Below are 13,454 nucleotides of genomic sequence, written 5' to 3' on the forward strand. Positions count from 1 at the left end.
CTTTCCATGACGTTTCGAATTCGACAGGCCACCCGTGCCGATGCCACGCTCTTAAGCGAGCTGGGATACCGAATCTATCCCGCCCATTTTCAGCATCTGTGGGTGTCAGACGCAGAGATGAAGGTTTTTCTGGACGGCGAGTACGCGCTTTCCGTACTTGAACAGAGCCTGAAAGAGAACGCTGTTTCCTGGTATGTTGCCGAGACCGATCGGCCAGTGGGATTTATGAAAGTGACCTGGGAAGCCCTGCTCCCGGAAACGGACAAGAAGGGCGTTCTCCTCAACAAGCTCTACCTCGATCCCGCCGAGACCGGCAAGAACTATGGCCAGGTGATGTTCAACAGCATCACCGACATGGCCCGGAGCAGGGGAAAAGACTATCTCTGGCTGGAAGTGCTTGAGCAGAATGCGGGAGCGTACCGGTTCTACCAGAAGCAGGGCATGCTCTGCGTTAAGAACGTCCTTTTCGAAACCGCTTCACAGCAGAGCATAATCAGGATTATGGGGATGTCTCTTTAGAACGAGAGCTCTCGTCGCGCTGTGCCAGCGATAGCGCGCTGGCGCTGGCGGGATCGAACAGCGAGAGGCTCTCAATCTGATTGAGTAAAATCACCTTCCGGAATGACATGGCGCTGCGGGGTTCGGAGTCGAGCGTGATGTCATGCTCCGCATACCACTTGCTGTAGTTATTCTCGATGCGAAAGTTCATCGTCTTCGCATCTCTGTACCCGCTTAACATCGGGATCAGCACGATATTGGCCGTTTTTTCATATTCCAGCGTCGCGGTGTGGATCATGCCGACGTAAATCCGCCTCGACCGCAGCGTGACCTGCGCCAGTTCCCCTTGCTCCATACACTGATACAGCAGCTGTTCAATACCGCTCGACTGCGCCAGACGTTTGTAGAGCTTTTTCCGGCTTTCGCCGTCCAGCCTGGCGCTGCCTGCCCAGTTAGAGCGGTAGAGGCAAAACAGGATGGCAAACGCCAGCATCACGACCACCGGCGCCTGAATGCCTAAAAAGCTCCAGTTCATAAAGTCGATTTGCCAGTCGGTATATTTCGGCGAGGCAAAGTGAAAAGCGTTGTTGGCTGCAGAAAGAGCGAGCAGGAGCAGCCAGAGCAGACCGGTGGCAATCACGCCCTGCAGAACGAAAATACAGCCGTACAGCGCCACAAGAAAATAGACGTCCCAGCCAAAGGAGCGCTTGATTTTAAAGCGTGTCGACAGGTCGCGGCTGGTGTACCAGTACCCGCATACCATCAGCACCATAAATATCGCCGTTCCCATATCAGGCCCTCTTCAGCATATTGACGTGACGCAGAAAATCCTGCCGCACCTCGTTGCTTTTGTAGTTCACCGAGGCGTTCCCGTCCTGGTCGATAATGATGCGATCGCCATCTTCGACGGCTTCTATGATTTCCTGCTGGCTCATCACCTGCAGTAAGGATTCCGGGCTTGAGAATAGGGAGAGAAAGAAACGTTTCATGCAGGCATCCTTATGAATAAAAAGGATAAGCCTGGAAGAAGACTGGCGAGTTTGCCTTAAGGAAATCCTGAAAGTTAAAGTCGGGTGGCGGCTACGCCTTACCCGGACTACAGAATTCACTCTTTTGCCTGTTTTTAAGTTATTGATATATTTCTGAAATAAAAAATAAATTATCACAAACTTGGACAAATAACGGTAATTGTGTAAGTTTTAATTATGCGATTACGCCACGTTGTTTACAGCCAGGATGTGACCCATGAGCACTATGCCCTCTGTCGTGAGTCGGTTTGTTGAGTACTACGCCGCACTGGATAGCCAGCCGCCGTCCGCGCTGGTGGGGCTTTACCATTCGAATGCCACGCTTATCGATCCGTTTGGCGAGCATGACGGGATTTTCGCGCTTCAGCGCTATTTCACCCATCTGCTGGCCAACGTCGAGCATTGCCGTTTTACCATCGATACGCCGCTGTGCAGCGGGAACCGGTTTGCTGTGACCTGGGTAATGCACTGGTCGCATCCGCGCATTGCCGGGGGAGAGCCGCTCGAACTGCCGGGATGTTCGGTGCTGGACACGGAAAACGATCTCATCACGCACCAGCGCGACTACTACGATGCGGGAGAGATGATCTACGAACACCTTCCTCTGCTGGGCTGGGCGGTACGCGGCGTGAAGCGGAGGGTCAAATCATGAAAACGGTGCTGATCACCGGTGCAAGCTCGGGCATTGGCGCCGGGCTGGCGAAATCCTTTGCCGCAGACGGCTACCACGTGATTGCCTGCGGACGCGATCCGGCGCGCCTCGACGCGTTGCATCAGACCTGCCCCAATCTCACCGTTCGCCTGTTCGATATGACAGACAGGGATGCCTGTCGCCAGGCGCTGACCGGCAGCTACGCCGATCTGATTATTCTCTGCGCCGGTACCTGCGAATATCTCGATGGAGGCGTGGTGGATGCGGCGCTGGTGGAGCGGGTTATGGCGACAAATTTCCTCGGCCCGGTGAACTGTCTTGACGCGCTGCAGCCCCAGCTGACGGCTGGCAACCGCGTAGTGCTGGTGAGTTCCATGGCCCACTGGCTACCTTTCCCACGGGCAGAAGCCTACGGCGCGTCCAAAGCGGCCCTGAGCTGGTTTGCCGAGAGTTTGCGCCTGGACTGGGAGCCAAAAGGAATTGCCGTCACGGTGGTCTCGCCGGGCTTTGTTGATACGCCGCTGACGCGCAAAAACGATTTTGCCATGCCGGGCAGGGTGAGCGTCGACGAGGCGGTCAAGGCGATCCGTACCGGGCTGGCGGCAGGGAAAATGCATATCGCGTTTCCTGACGGGTTTGGCTTTATTTTGCGGTTGCTCTCCGGGCTGCCTGCGTTTCTTCAGCGCGCGCTGCTGCGCAGGATGGTGCGTTCATGAACGTTGCGATTATCGGCAGCGGCATCGCCGGGCTGACCTGCGCCTGGCGCCTGGCCGGGCACCATCAGGTGACCCTGTTTGAAGCGGACGCCACGCCCGGCGGCCATACCGCAACGGTTGACGTCTCGACGCCACAGGGCACCTACGCGATCGATACCGGGTTTATCGTTTACAACGATCGCACCTATCCGCGCTTTATGGGCCTCCTCAGCGAGCTGGGCATCAGCGGACAAAAAACGCAGATGAGCTTTTCGGTGCACAACCCGGCGACGGGGCTGGAGTACAACGGACACACCCTGACGTCGCTGTTTGCCCAGCGCCGAAACCTGGTGAATCCGGCATTCTGGCGGCTGCTCGGGGAGATCGTCCGCTTCAATCGTCTGGCGAAACAGGCGCTGGACGGGGAGGTGGACCCGAACGCCACGCTGCAAACGTTTCTGGAACAGCACGGCTTCACGCCGTTTTTTGCGCGCCACTACATTCTGCCGATGGGGGCCGCCATCTGGTCCTCGTCGCTGCAGGAGATGAAGCGTTTCCCGCTGCCGCTTTTCTTACGTTTCTTCCAGAACCACGGGCTGCTGGATATCACCCAGCGCCCGCAGTGGTACGTGGTGTCGGGCGGGTCGCGGGAGTATATCCGCGCCATGCTCGACAAGCTGGGCGACCGTCTGAATCTGCATCTCAATTCTCCGGTGCAGCGGGTGAGCCGCCACGAGCACGGGGTTACGCTCCAGCTTGAAAACGGCAGCCATACCTTCGATCGGGTGATTTTTGCCTGCCACTCCGCCAGCGCCCTGGCGATGCTTGATGACCCGACGCCCGCAGAGCGCGAGGTGCTGGGCGATATCGGCTGGCAGCGCAACGAGGTCGTTTTACACAGCGATCCGCGCTGGCTGCCGGAGCGGCGGCGCGCGTGGGCCAGCTGGAACTACCGCCTGAGCGCGCAGGAACAGGCCAGCGCCTGCGTCACCTACAACATGAACATCCTGCAGGGGCTGCCTGAGGGTAGTCCGCTGTTCTGCGTCACCCTCAACCCGGACGCGCCGGTTGATGAACGCTTCGTTCTGCAACGCTTTGTCTATGAACATCCGCTGTTTAACCCTCAAAGCTGGCGGGCGCAGGCGCGGCGCGGCGAGATCAACGGTCATAACCGGAGCTGGTACTGCGGTGCCTGGTGGTACAACGGCTTTCATGAAGATGGCGTGCGCAGCGCGCTGGACGTGGTCAACGCGATAGCGGCCGGAGAGGGGAACTGAGATGAACAGCTGCCTCTACCACGGCGTATTACGCCACCGCCGCCTTCAGCCGAAAACCCATGAATTCAGCTACAGCGTCTTTATGGCCTGGCTGGATCTCGATGAACTGCCGCTGCTGCCGTCAGTCGGCGTGCGGCGCAATCGCTTTGCCGGCGCCTCGTTCCACGACGCGGACTATCCGCTCGGCACGCCGCTTAAAGAGAACGTGCTCAGCAGGCTGGAGAGCCTGACCGGGGAACGTCCGGACGGGCGGGTGATGCTCCTGACGCAGCTGCGCTATTTCGGCTTTCATTTCAATCCGGTCAACTTTTACTACTGCTACGACGGGAAGGGAACGCTGCGCTGGGTGCTGGCGGAGGTCCGCAACACGCCGTGGAATGAACGTCATTACTATGCCGTCAACGGACAGGATGCGCAGCCGACGGAAAAAGCGTTTCACGTTTCCCCCTTCAACCCGATGGACATGATCTACCACTGGCGCTTTAACGACCCGGATAACACGCTGCATATGCACATTGAAAATCATCAGGAAGCGAAGGTTTTTGACGCCACGCTGGCGCTGCGCCGGGAGCCTTTGACGCGCCCCGCGCTGCGCTCGCTGTTGCTGCGCATTCCGCTCATGACCCTGAAAACCGTTTTTGCCATTTACTGGCAGGCGCTGCGCCTGTGGCTCAAGCGCGTGCCGCTGTATAACCATCCCGTCAGCAGGAGTGAACGCTCATGACCGATCCCGTCTTTGCGTTAGAACCCGATATTCCGCGCAACGTCCGCATCGCACGATGGCTGCTGTTTCGTCTGTTAAGCGGTATCCGCGGCGGCTCGCTCACGCTGCGTGAAGGGGCGCAGACCTTTCATTTTGGCGAGACATCCTCCGCGCTGCACGCCGACGTGCAGATCCTCACGCCCGGCGTCTACTGGCGCGTGTTAACAGGCGGGAGCCTTGCTGCGGCAGAAGCCTGGATGGACGGCGAATGGGAAACTGCACACCTCACGCCGCTTCTGGAGCTGCTGGCGCTCAACGGCGAGGTGCTTGGCCGTCTGGAAAACGGGTTCCGTCTGCTCGGCAGGCCGCTGGAGCGGATACGCCACTGGACGCGGCGTAACTCCCGCATGCAGGCGCGCGAAAATATTGCCGCCCATTACGATCTGGGCAATACCTTTTATGCCCATTTTCTGGATAAAGAGCTGCTCTATTCCAGCGCGCTGTTTACTGGTGACGAGCAGGATCTGACGGCGGCTCAGCGGGCCAAAATGGCGCGCCTGTGTGACCAGCTGGCGCTAAGCCCGGGTGACCACCTGCTGGAAATAGGCACCGGCTGGGGCGCGATGGCGGAATACGCGGCCCGTCATTACGGCTGTCGGGTGACGACCACCACGCTGTCGCAGGAGCAATATAGCTGGGCGACCGAGCGGATCGCCCGCGCCGGGTTGCAGGATCGCGTTGAGGTACTGCTCTGCGACTATCGCGACCTCACCGGGCAGTACGACAAGCTGGTCTCAATCGAGATGATTGAAGCCGTCGGGCAACGCTATCTGCCCACGTTCTTCCGCACCTGCCAGGCGCGGCTGCGCCCCGGAGGACGGATGGCGATTCAGGCCATTACCATTCAGGACCAGCGCTATCGTGACTACAGCAAAAGCGTCGATTTTATCCAGCGCTACATTTTCCCGGGCGGATTCTTGCCGAGCATCACCGCGATGAACGAGCTGATGACGCGCCACACCGATTTCGTGGTGCGCAATCTTTTCGACATGGGTCCCGACTACGCCCGCACGCTGGCCCACTGGCGGCAGCGCTTTGTCCACGCCTGGCAGGAGATTGAAAAGCTCGGCTTCGATGAACGGTTCCGCCGCATGTGGCTGTACTACTTTGGCTACTGTGAGGCCGGGTTTAACGCTCGCACCATCAGCGTGGTGCAGCTGACCGCCGAGCGCGTATGAGACGTTACCTTCAGGTCTTCCTGCTCGCCGTCGCGTTCGATCTCTACTGGGCGCTGGTGGTGCTCTTTCGCGAACAGGGCCTGATTATCTGGCTTGCGCTGGCGATCCTGGCGTGCCTGCTCTTGCCGCCTGCTTACCGTTTTTACGCCATTGGGCTGGCCGCGGCGGGCAGTTTGCTGGATGCACTCTGGGCCCTGACCGGGCTGATTGCCTTTACGGGCGAGTCCCTGATGCCGTTATGGATGGTGGCACTGTGGCTGATGTTCGCCACGGTCTGGACGCAGCTGACGCGCACCACCACGCTACCCGGCTGGCTGCTGACCCTGCTGGCCGCCGTGGGCGGAACGGTGGCCTACCTGTTCGGCGAGCGGCTGGGGGGCATCACTTTTCTGGAGCCGACCTTTATCGTCGTCAGCTGGATGGCGCCGGGCTGGCTGGTGTTGATGCTGTTTTTCCACCTGCTGATGGGGAGACAAAAATGAGATCTGTGGTTTTGCTGCTTTGGCTGACGCTGGTTGTTCCTGTTGCCCAGTCCGCCGACTGGCTTGCCTGGCGGAAGGTGGGTGACGCCACGCTCACCTGGGGACCTTTCACCGTCTACACCTCCCAGCTGCGCACCCCGGATGGCCGTTATAGCCGGGATAATCAGGATCAGGCGCTGATTATTACCTATGCGCGCGACATCGATCGCGATGAACTGGTTGAGGCGACCCGCGACCAGTGGCAGGCGCAGGGGATCCTGGCCCAGGAGCCGCAAAGCGAAGCCTGGCTGCGGATGCTCCAGTCGCTGTGGCCGGATGTCCGCCCGGGCTCACAGCTGGCGTTTGTTCTCAACGATAAGCAGGGGCAGTTCTGGTATCGCGCGTCAGCGGCGCAAACATCCTTTATTCCACTCGGACCGCGCCAGTCGGAAGCGTTCAGCACCCGTTTTCTGGCCATCTGGCTCGATCCCCGCACGCAATATCCTGAGCTGCGTCAGCAGTTAATCGGAGGCCAAAAATGAAACGTATCCTGATGATGGCGCTGGCATTCACAATGCTGCTGGCGGGCTGTAGCACTGAGGTGGCCGAGTATCGCCAGCAGCAGCCGCGGCTTGATATCTTTCACTACTTCCAGGGAAAAACCGAAGCGTGGGGGATGGTGCAGGATCGCAGCGGCAAGCAGATCCGCCGTTTCCACGTTGAGATTTCCGGAGACGTTATCGGCGATACGCTGACGCTCAACGAGCACTTTGTCTACGACGATGGCGAGAAGCAGCAGCGGGTCTGGCATATACGCCGCGTGGGGAACGATCGCTACGAGGGAACGGCAGGGGATATTGAAGGGGTTGACACGGGGCAGGCTGCAGGCAACGCCTTTAACTGGCATTACAGCATGAACGTGAAGGCCAACGGCAGCACCTGGCTACTGAACTTCGACGACTGGATGTATTTGCAGGATGAGACGCATCTGTTTAATAAAACCGAGATGAAGAAATTTGGCGTCACCGTCGCCACGGTGACGCTGTTCTTTACCAAGGGATAAGGAATCCCACTCAATTCTTAATCAGAAGCGATTCAGGTTTTTTAAAATGACATGATTATTTTGCAGCGATGACCTGGTCCGGCTGTAAATCGCTGAGGCGTTTCCTGCAGGCCGGGGCGAGGCGCATGGATGCGCCGAGAGGGCGGGCTTTACAGGGACGTTACCTCCGCCCGTCCCCGATAAGCCGGAAGGAATAAGCCGAAGGGACCGCGAAGCGGCGATTTACCGCCGGGAGCCCGGGTCGCCAGGGTGGTGGCGACTGAGCCACCCTGGCACGTTCACAGGTTATGTCGTAACAGAGTAGCAAGAAACATAAAGTGAACGGAATCACCACTACAGCCTTATGTTCCCCTCACCCTAACCCTCTCCCCAAAGGGGCGAGGGAACTGTTTCGTGTCTACGCTGTGTCCGCAAGGTGTGGTGTCATGTCCCGGCAGAACGGGTTTTACTACCCGAGTAAATAAAGACAAGCGCTATCCCCAGGCAGACAATCGCCCCCAGACGACTCGTCGAGAACGGAATGGCCGCATTCCCCAGCCAGCCAAAGTTATCAATCAACATACTCATGGCGAGCTGGCCGAATATCACCGCCACCGTGGCGACGGCGGTGCCGATGCGCTGCACCGCCACGACCATGATCACAATGTAAGGCACGCCGAACATCGCCCCGATGAGCTGCCATTTCGGCACGTCCAGCAGCGTGACCGCCTGCTTCGGTTCAAAGAAGAAAATGAGCAGGGCGGTTATCAGCGCGCCGACGGAAAACGTCAGAAACGCGCTTTTAAATACCCCGACATTGCTGCCGAGCTGCCCGTTAATCGCGGCCTGAATGCTCAGCGTTGCACCGCCGCAGACGGCCAGAAGAATCATTATCAGCGTCATATCATCACCCCTGCGCGACCAGAACCAGTGCCGCAATAATAAAAACCAGCGCCACGATACGTTTTGCGTTTATCTTCCTGTGCGGCGTACCCAGCAGGCCAAAGTGATCAATGATCAGGCTTTTAAAAACCTGACCAGCCAGAATGCCAATCATCGTCAGAGCGATGCCGATGGTCGGCGTGGCGATCGTCAGAATGACCACGTAAACAGGGCCAAGCACGCCGCCGAGCAGCTGCCAGCCGGGCTGGGCGAAAAACGACGGGCTGTTACGCGGGCTGAAAAACAGCATCAGCAGAAACGTCAGCGCGGCGCCGACGCCAAAAATGCTGAACGTCGCCCATAAATCGCCCACTTCTCCCCCTAATGGCCCCAGTAGCCCCGCCTCGACGGAGAGGCCCATCCCGCCGGCAATCACCAGTAAAATCAAAACAAACTGCATTACGCTTCCTCCGTTTTCAGGCGAAGAAGATTACGTCGGTAGACCCGTGAGAAAAATGCCATAATGCAGGAAACACCTTTGCAGGAAATGCATTAATGTCAGATGCCGGAAGCATGAACCTTCGCTCACTGCTGCTGTTTATTGCCGTCTATGAAACGCAGAACTTTTCCGTCGTCGCGCGACGAGAGGGAATATCCGCCTCGCAGGTGTCGCGCATTGTTCATCAGCTTGAAGACGCGCTCGGCCAGCAGCTGTTCTATCGCAATACCCGTGCGGTGATCCCCACGGAAAGCGGGCATCTGTTTATCCGCTATGCCCGGGCGATGGTCGATAACTTCGAAGAGGCGCGCCGTGAGCTGGATGAACGTTCGACCGAACCCTCCGGCACGGTCCGCATAAACGGGCCGGTATTTTTTGGACAGAGACACGTTGCGCCCGGACTGGCAGGTCTGGCCGAGCGTTATCCACGGTTAACCATTGAGCTGACGCTGACCGATGACTTTATCGACCCGCACCGGGATGCCGCCGATCTCATCTTCCGCATCGGCACGCTGACGGATTCGACGTTCCACGCCCGTGTTTTTGGGCAGCAGCGCTACCACCTCGCCGCGTCGCCCGCGTATCTGCGTCAGCACGGCGTCCCGGCCGACCCGACCGAACTGAGCCAGCACAAATGTCTGGTCTATCGCGGTTCGTCCGGGCCTAACCGCTGGCTCGTGCGGCGCAAAGGGGAGAATTGGGTGCATTATCCCGTCGCGCCGCTGATGACGTCCAATAATGCGGAATCGCTGCTTATTGCCGCGCTGGGCGGGATGGGGATCGTCCTGTTTCCGGACTGGCTGATTGGCGACAGGCTGAAGCGGGGGGAGCTGGTCGCCCTTTTGCCGGAAATGGCGTGCGCCATCAACACGGAGCAACTCAATATTGCGGCGATCTATCCTAACGCACGTCATCCGCCCCTGAACGTCAGGGCGGTGATTGATTATTACGTGGCGTTTTTCGGCACGCCGCTCTACTGGCAAACGTAAGGGATTACGCGCCGAGCTCCTTGCGGATAATCTCTGCGCCGGCGCAGAGCGCTTTCAGCTTGCCGTTAGCCACCTGGCGTGAAAGCGGGGCCATGCCGCAGTTGGTTGACGGGTAAAGCTTGTCGGCATCGACGAACTGCAGCGCTTTACGCAGCGTATCGGCGACTTCCTCCGGCGTTTCAACGGCGTTGGTTGCCACATCAATCGCGCCGACCATCACCTTTTTACCGCGGATCAGCTCCAGCAGATCCATCGGCACGCGGGAGTTGTGGCACTCCAGGGAGATAATGTCGATATTAGAGGTCTGCAGCTTAGGGAAGGCCTCTTCGTACTGGCGCCACTCTGAGCCGAGCGTCTTTTTCCAGTCGGTATTGGCTTTGATGCCGTAGCCGTAGCAGATGTGTACCGCGGTTTCGCACTTCAGCCCTTCAATGGCGCGCTCCAGCGCGGCGATACCCCAGTCGTTCACCTCGTCAAAAAAGACGTTAAATGCCGGTTCATCAAACTGGATAATATCCACGCCCGCGGCCTCTAACTCACGCGCTTCCTGATTGAGGATTTTGGCGAATTCCCAGGCCAGCTTTTCGCGGCTTTTATAGTGCGCGTCGTAAAGGGTGTCGATCATGGTCATCGGCCCGGGCAGGGCCCATTTGATCGGCTTGTCCGTGAGCTGACGCAGGTATTTCGCATCTTCCACGAATACCGGCTTCTGACGCGCAACGGCTGAAACCACGGTCGGCACGCTGGCGTCGTAGCGGTTACGAATGCGCACCGTCTGGCGATTTTCAAAATCCACGCCGCTCAGGTGTTCAATAAAGGTGGTGACGAAGTGCTGGCGGGTCTGTTCTCCGTCGCTGACGATATCGATACCCGCGCGGATCTGCTCATCCAGAGACAGGCGCAGCGCGTCCTGTTTACCCGCCAGGAGTTCCTGATCCTGTAATTTCCAGGGTGACCACAGCGTTTCAGGTTGTGCAAGCCAGGTCGGCTTAGGCAGGCTGCCAGCCGTAGAAGTCGGGAGCAATGTTTTCATAATAAAAGACCTTTTTTGATGAATTAAAGCGTGTAGTTATCAGACCACTGCTCAAGAATGTGTTGGTAAGGCTTAATAAAGTACGCTTCGGTAAAGCGACCCTGTTCAATCGCCAGTCGGCTACGCTCTTCCCGGTCATAAACAATTTTGGTTAAGGAGTGATCCTGCTGGTTCAGATCCGGTCGGTAGCACAGTCCCGCCGCCGAGTTTGCGTTATAAATTTCCGGGCGATAGATTTTCTGGAACGTCTCCATCGTGCTGATGGTGGCAATCAGCTCCAGATCGGTGTAGTCACTCAGCAAATCCCCGGTAAAGAAGAACGCGAAAGGCGCCACGCTGTTTTCCGGCATGAAATAGCGAACCTGCAGGCCCATCTTCGCGAAGTACTGTTCCGTTAGCGACTCGCCATCCGGCTGATATTCAATGCCCAGTACCGGGTGCTGGTTACCGTTGCGGCGATAGGTGTCTTTGCTGGAGACGCTCAGGCAGATCACCGGACCCTTGCTGAAGTTTTCTTTGTATTCCGGCGAATTGACAAAGTGGCGGAAAATATTGCCGTGCAGTTCGCCAAACTTTTCCGGAATGCTGAAGTGCTGCTGGTTCTTGTTGTGTTCCAGCAGGCGCACGCTGAAATCATAATCCCGCACGTAAGAAGAGAAGTTATTCCCGACGATGCCAGGGATACGCAGGTTATTTTTTTTGTCGACAATCGTGGTTTGCAATATCTCAATGGCCGGGAACGGTTTTTCCGCGCCAATGTTCAAGTCGACAGAGATGATTTCCAGCTCAACCGCGTAGCGATCGGCGTTTGGGTTATCCCAGCGCGCCAGGGCGTTAAAACGGTTGTTGATCATCACCAGCGTATTGCGCAGGTTTTCCTGACGCTTTTCCCCGCGCGCCAGGTTGGCAAAGTTGGTGGTCGTACGCGTATTTTCTGACGGGTTGTAATTCTCATCGAAGCAACTGCGCTTAAGGGTATATGTGAAAGCTTTGCTCATTGTGGTTATGCATCCTAAGTTCATGTTGCTAAGAAGTTACCGATGCATAATTTATGCCTGAGCCCGCGGCGCAGGGGAAGTGACTTAATTTCAATGCAACATGAGCGAAGTTCATGAACAGTGTTGCGCGCACATGCTGGGATAGGAAGAGTAAGGGGCATCGCGCCCCTTAGCGTTATGCTGTAGGACGTTCGTTCCAGGCGTCACTGTGCATGATGTTGCCGTCGACAATGCGCCAGGTGATTTTTTCGTACTGCAGACTTACGCTTTCAACATGGTTCATTTTATTGTTGGCAGCGATCTTCACGTTCGGCACGCTGCAGTTAACACCCGTAACCTTTACGTTCTCCATCAAGACGGTATAATAACAGACTTCCTGTCCGGCATCATTGATATGATAGAACTTGATTTCAGCGCTTTTAAGCGCCTGACCGGTAGAGGCTGCTTTATAGAGATACGGCGTGGAGCTATCAACTTCCTTTTCAATCCGCATGGATGAGTGTTGACGCGTGCCGGTGATCTTGCCGTTAGCGCTGTCTACCGGTAGGTTAAGGCCATGACTCAGCCCTATGATTTCAATGCTACCTTCACGGTCCTGAACATCAACGGAACCTTTAATATCTGCTCCACCATCGTCTTTTAGCCACATGTAGGGAGGAATTGGCATTCTTTATTTCCTTATTTTCTTGAGTAGCAGTGTTGTTAAGCGATAAATAACCGTGGCGAGGGTCAGTACGATTAAAATATCGATATTGGTATATGTGTCATATATTGTTTCAGCATTCACGTCGCCATAAATAAAATCACATATAGATGAGGCCACATCATGATCAAGATAGCGTTCAGCGGGTCCCAATATGCGGCCTACTATAATGCTGATGCATAGAAACCAAACCGTTTTGAATAGCCTGATGCCCCATTTACGGACAAGTGTTGGTGTAGCCACTTTCAATCACCTCAACCCAGCCGCGTGCCATCAGTGAACGCATACAGGGAACCTGAATAAGTTCCGTACTCATCAGAGCATTGCGGATCAATGCGTAATCAGAATCATGGGCAATCGTGATACATCCCTCAGATAGCGTACCCGGATGCAGCCGAAACAAACCCCGATAGACGTTATCAATCCAGGTGCCATCATCGATACCCCAGTCATCCTTGTATAAAGCAAACCACTCATCGCGGCCAAATTCTGCCCCGGATCTAACCTTGTTCCACCGATCCTGAACCTTCGCTTTTAAACCTGAAAAGAAACCTCCAGTCCCTCTGTCAACAATCCAGTATTTCCCAGGGGGAATTGGACCTGAGCCTTTAACAGCACCACAAAATCCATTGTTTCTGTAAATTCCCTGCCCGGAATGGGCCATAAACACACCAACGCCGTGCAGGTTAAAAGGCGCATAGTCAGCATCGTTAAGCAGCATTGTTCCTTTTAAGGCCATATTTTCTCCTTACTCTT

At 56.6% G+C, this 13,454-nt stretch carries 19 protein-coding genes; 10 read left to right on the plus strand and 9 right to left on the minus strand.

The genetic code is table 11. The annotated features are described in order from the left end of the window. Window positions 1-6: 6 nt before the first annotated feature. A complete protein-coding gene (locus LBF07_RS22710; RefSeq protein WP_094935240.1) occupies window positions 7-519 on the plus strand; it encodes a GNAT family N-acetyltransferase in 513 nt (170 codons plus the stop codon). Here the strand turns inward: LBF07_RS22710 and LBF07_RS22715 are convergent. Continuing rightward, the gene (locus LBF07_RS22715) at window positions 500-1,288 is read right to left on the minus strand and encodes a hypothetical protein (protein WP_032657321.1); all 789 of its coding nucleotides are present in this window, start codon (window positions 1,286-1,288) and stop codon (window positions 500-502) included. The two genes, LBF07_RS22710 and LBF07_RS22715, sit on opposite strands and share 20 nt — an antisense overlap. 1 nt (window position 1,289) lies before the next feature. Then, window positions 1,290-1,487, minus strand: coding sequence for a hypothetical protein (locus tag LBF07_RS22720; protein ID WP_023311615.1), 198 nt, complete (start codon window positions 1,485-1,487; stop codon window positions 1,290-1,292). Window positions 1,488-1,743: 256 nt separating this feature from the next. On the opposite strand from LBF07_RS22720, the gene LBF07_RS22725 reads away from it, so the two are divergent. The 8 genes from LBF07_RS22725 to LBF07_RS22760 are packed head-to-tail and all read left to right on the plus strand — an operon-like array spanning window position 1,744 to window position 7,615. Beyond that, the gene (locus LBF07_RS22725; RefSeq protein WP_094935241.1) at window positions 1,744-2,178 is read left to right on the plus strand and encodes a nuclear transport factor 2 family protein; all 435 of its coding nucleotides are present in this window, start codon (window positions 1,744-1,746) and stop codon (window positions 2,176-2,178) included. Further along, window positions 2,175-2,894: an SDR family NAD(P)-dependent oxidoreductase gene (locus LBF07_RS22730; protein WP_094935242.1), complete on the plus strand. Its 720-nt coding sequence runs from the start codon at window positions 2,175-2,177 to the stop codon at window positions 2,892-2,894. Before LBF07_RS22725 ends, LBF07_RS22730 begins: the two co-directional genes overlap by 4 nt. Next, window positions 2,891-4,150, plus strand: a complete 1,260-nt coding sequence (locus LBF07_RS22735; protein WP_094935243.1) for an NAD(P)/FAD-dependent oxidoreductase — start codon at window positions 2,891-2,893, stop codon at window positions 4,148-4,150. The genes LBF07_RS22730 and LBF07_RS22735 overlap by 4 nt, the downstream gene beginning before the upstream one ends. 1 nt (window position 4,151) lies before the next feature. Continuing rightward, window positions 4,152-4,874 (plus strand): DUF1365 domain-containing protein, encoded by a 723-nt coding sequence (locus LBF07_RS22740; protein WP_087822525.1) that lies wholly within the window; start codon window positions 4,152-4,154, stop codon window positions 4,872-4,874. Continuing rightward, window positions 4,871-6,091 carry a cyclopropane-fatty-acyl-phospholipid synthase family protein gene (locus tag LBF07_RS22745; RefSeq protein ID WP_094935244.1) on the plus strand — a complete coding sequence of 407 codons (1,221 nt, stop codon included), beginning with the start codon at window positions 4,871-4,873 and terminating at the stop codon, window positions 6,089-6,091. The genes LBF07_RS22740 and LBF07_RS22745 overlap by 4 nt, the downstream gene beginning before the upstream one ends. After that, entirely contained in the window at window positions 6,088-6,573 is a 486-nt protein-coding gene (locus LBF07_RS22750; RefSeq protein ID WP_094935245.1) for a DUF2878 domain-containing protein, read from the plus strand. The genes LBF07_RS22745 and LBF07_RS22750 overlap by 4 nt, the downstream gene beginning before the upstream one ends. Then, window positions 6,570-7,094 carry a hypothetical protein gene (locus LBF07_RS22755; RefSeq protein WP_094935246.1) on the plus strand — a complete coding sequence of 175 codons (525 nt, stop codon included), beginning with the start codon at window positions 6,570-6,572 and terminating at the stop codon, window positions 7,092-7,094. The genes LBF07_RS22750 and LBF07_RS22755 overlap by 4 nt, the downstream gene beginning before the upstream one ends. Further along, entirely contained in the window at window positions 7,091-7,615 is a 525-nt protein-coding gene (locus LBF07_RS22760; RefSeq protein WP_094935247.1) for a DUF3833 domain-containing protein, read from the plus strand. Before LBF07_RS22755 ends, LBF07_RS22760 begins: the two co-directional genes overlap by 4 nt. A gap of 423 nt (window positions 7,616-8,038) precedes the next feature. Here the strand turns inward: LBF07_RS22760 and LBF07_RS22765 are convergent, their stop codons facing one another. Both LBF07_RS22765 and LBF07_RS22770 read right to left on the minus strand, forming a co-directional pair. Then, the gene (locus LBF07_RS22765; RefSeq protein WP_094935248.1) at window positions 8,039-8,497 is read right to left on the minus strand and encodes a DMT family transporter; all 459 of its coding nucleotides are present in this window, start codon (window positions 8,495-8,497) and stop codon (window positions 8,039-8,041) included. Window positions 8,498-8,501: 4 nt separating this feature from the next. Continuing rightward, window positions 8,502-8,936: a DMT family transporter gene (locus tag LBF07_RS22770; RefSeq protein ID WP_032657293.1), complete on the minus strand. Its 435-nt coding sequence runs from the start codon at window positions 8,934-8,936 to the stop codon at window positions 8,502-8,504. A gap of 95 nt (window positions 8,937-9,031) precedes the next feature. On the opposite strand from LBF07_RS22770, the gene LBF07_RS22775 reads away from it, so the two are divergent. After that, window positions 9,032-9,964: a LysR family transcriptional regulator gene (locus tag LBF07_RS22775; protein ID WP_048981087.1), complete on the plus strand. Its 933-nt coding sequence runs from the start codon at window positions 9,032-9,034 to the stop codon at window positions 9,962-9,964. 4 nt (window positions 9,965-9,968) lie between these two features. Here LBF07_RS22775 and LBF07_RS22780 read toward each other — a convergent pair whose 3' ends face one another. From LBF07_RS22780 to LBF07_RS22800, 5 genes are all read right to left on the minus strand, one after another. Then, window positions 9,969-10,997, minus strand: coding sequence for a methionine synthase (locus LBF07_RS22780; protein ID WP_094935249.1), 1,029 nt, complete (start codon window positions 10,995-10,997; stop codon window positions 9,969-9,971). 23 nt (window positions 10,998-11,020) lie between these two features. Then, on the minus strand, window positions 11,021-11,995 hold the full coding sequence (locus LBF07_RS22785; RefSeq protein WP_045142958.1) for a DUF1852 domain-containing protein: 975 nt from the start codon (window positions 11,993-11,995) through the stop codon (window positions 11,021-11,023). A 175-nt stretch (window positions 11,996-12,170) separates the two neighbouring features. Then, window positions 12,171-12,662 carry a type VI secretion system tube protein TssD gene (locus tag LBF07_RS22790; RefSeq protein ID WP_023311629.1) on the minus strand — a complete coding sequence of 164 codons (492 nt, stop codon included), beginning with the start codon at window positions 12,660-12,662 and terminating at the stop codon, window positions 12,171-12,173. Window positions 12,663-12,665: 3 nt separating this feature from the next. Then, a complete protein-coding gene (locus LBF07_RS22795) occupies window positions 12,666-12,941 on the minus strand; it encodes a hypothetical protein (protein WP_072196664.1) in 276 nt (91 codons plus the stop codon). After that, the gene (locus LBF07_RS22800) at window positions 12,916-13,437 is read right to left on the minus strand and encodes a DUF2778 domain-containing protein (RefSeq protein ID WP_094935250.1); all 522 of its coding nucleotides are present in this window, start codon (window positions 13,435-13,437) and stop codon (window positions 12,916-12,918) included. Before LBF07_RS22800 ends, LBF07_RS22795 begins: the two co-directional genes overlap by 26 nt. Window positions 13,438-13,454: the final 17 nt, after the last annotated feature.

Source organism: Enterobacter cloacae complex sp. ECL352, assembly GCF_020149545.1.
GTDB classification, from domain to species: Bacteria; Pseudomonadota; Gammaproteobacteria; order Enterobacterales; family Enterobacteriaceae; genus Enterobacter; species Enterobacter asburiae_B.

Excerpts from the sequence above, each read along its gene's own strand:
- LBF07_RS22710 (WP_094935240.1), top strand. The coding sequence starts at position 7 with ATGACGTTTCGAATTCGACAGGCCACCCGTGCCGATGCCACGCTCTTA.
- LBF07_RS22715 (WP_032657321.1), bottom strand. The coding sequence starts at position 1,288 with ATGGGAACGGCGATATTTATGGTGCTGATGGTATGCGGGTACTGGTAC.
- LBF07_RS22720 (WP_023311615.1), bottom strand. The coding sequence starts at position 1,487 with ATGAAACGTTTCTTTCTCTCCCTATTCTCAAGCCCGGAATCCTTACTG.
- LBF07_RS22725 (WP_094935241.1), top strand. The coding sequence starts at position 1,744 with ATGAGCACTATGCCCTCTGTCGTGAGTCGGTTTGTTGAGTACTACGCC.
- LBF07_RS22730 (WP_094935242.1), top strand. The coding sequence starts at position 2,175 with ATGAAAACGGTGCTGATCACCGGTGCAAGCTCGGGCATTGGCGCCGGG.
- LBF07_RS22735 (WP_094935243.1), top strand. The coding sequence starts at position 2,891 with ATGAACGTTGCGATTATCGGCAGCGGCATCGCCGGGCTGACCTGCGCC.
- LBF07_RS22740 (WP_087822525.1), top strand. The coding sequence starts at position 4,152 with ATGAACAGCTGCCTCTACCACGGCGTATTACGCCACCGCCGCCTTCAG.
- LBF07_RS22745 (WP_094935244.1), top strand. The coding sequence starts at position 4,871 with ATGACCGATCCCGTCTTTGCGTTAGAACCCGATATTCCGCGCAACGTC.
- LBF07_RS22750 (WP_094935245.1), top strand. The coding sequence starts at position 6,088 with ATGAGACGTTACCTTCAGGTCTTCCTGCTCGCCGTCGCGTTCGATCTC.
- LBF07_RS22755 (WP_094935246.1), top strand. The coding sequence starts at position 6,570 with ATGAGATCTGTGGTTTTGCTGCTTTGGCTGACGCTGGTTGTTCCTGTT.
- LBF07_RS22760 (WP_094935247.1), top strand. The coding sequence starts at position 7,091 with ATGAAACGTATCCTGATGATGGCGCTGGCATTCACAATGCTGCTGGCG.
- LBF07_RS22765 (WP_094935248.1), bottom strand. The coding sequence starts at position 8,497 with ATGACGCTGATAATGATTCTTCTGGCCGTCTGCGGCGGTGCAACGCTG.
- LBF07_RS22770 (WP_032657293.1), bottom strand. The coding sequence starts at position 8,936 with ATGCAGTTTGTTTTGATTTTACTGGTGATTGCCGGCGGGATGGGCCTC.
- LBF07_RS22775 (WP_048981087.1), top strand. The coding sequence starts at position 9,032 with ATGTCAGATGCCGGAAGCATGAACCTTCGCTCACTGCTGCTGTTTATT.
- LBF07_RS22780 (WP_094935249.1), bottom strand. The coding sequence starts at position 10,997 with ATGAAAACATTGCTCCCGACTTCTACGGCTGGCAGCCTGCCTAAGCCG.
- LBF07_RS22785 (WP_045142958.1), bottom strand. The coding sequence starts at position 11,995 with ATGAGCAAAGCTTTCACATATACCCTTAAGCGCAGTTGCTTCGATGAG.
- LBF07_RS22790 (WP_023311629.1), bottom strand. The coding sequence starts at position 12,662 with ATGCCAATTCCTCCCTACATGTGGCTAAAAGACGATGGTGGAGCAGAT.
- LBF07_RS22800 (WP_094935250.1), bottom strand. The coding sequence starts at position 13,437 with ATGGCCTTAAAAGGAACAATGCTGCTTAACGATGCTGACTATGCGCCT.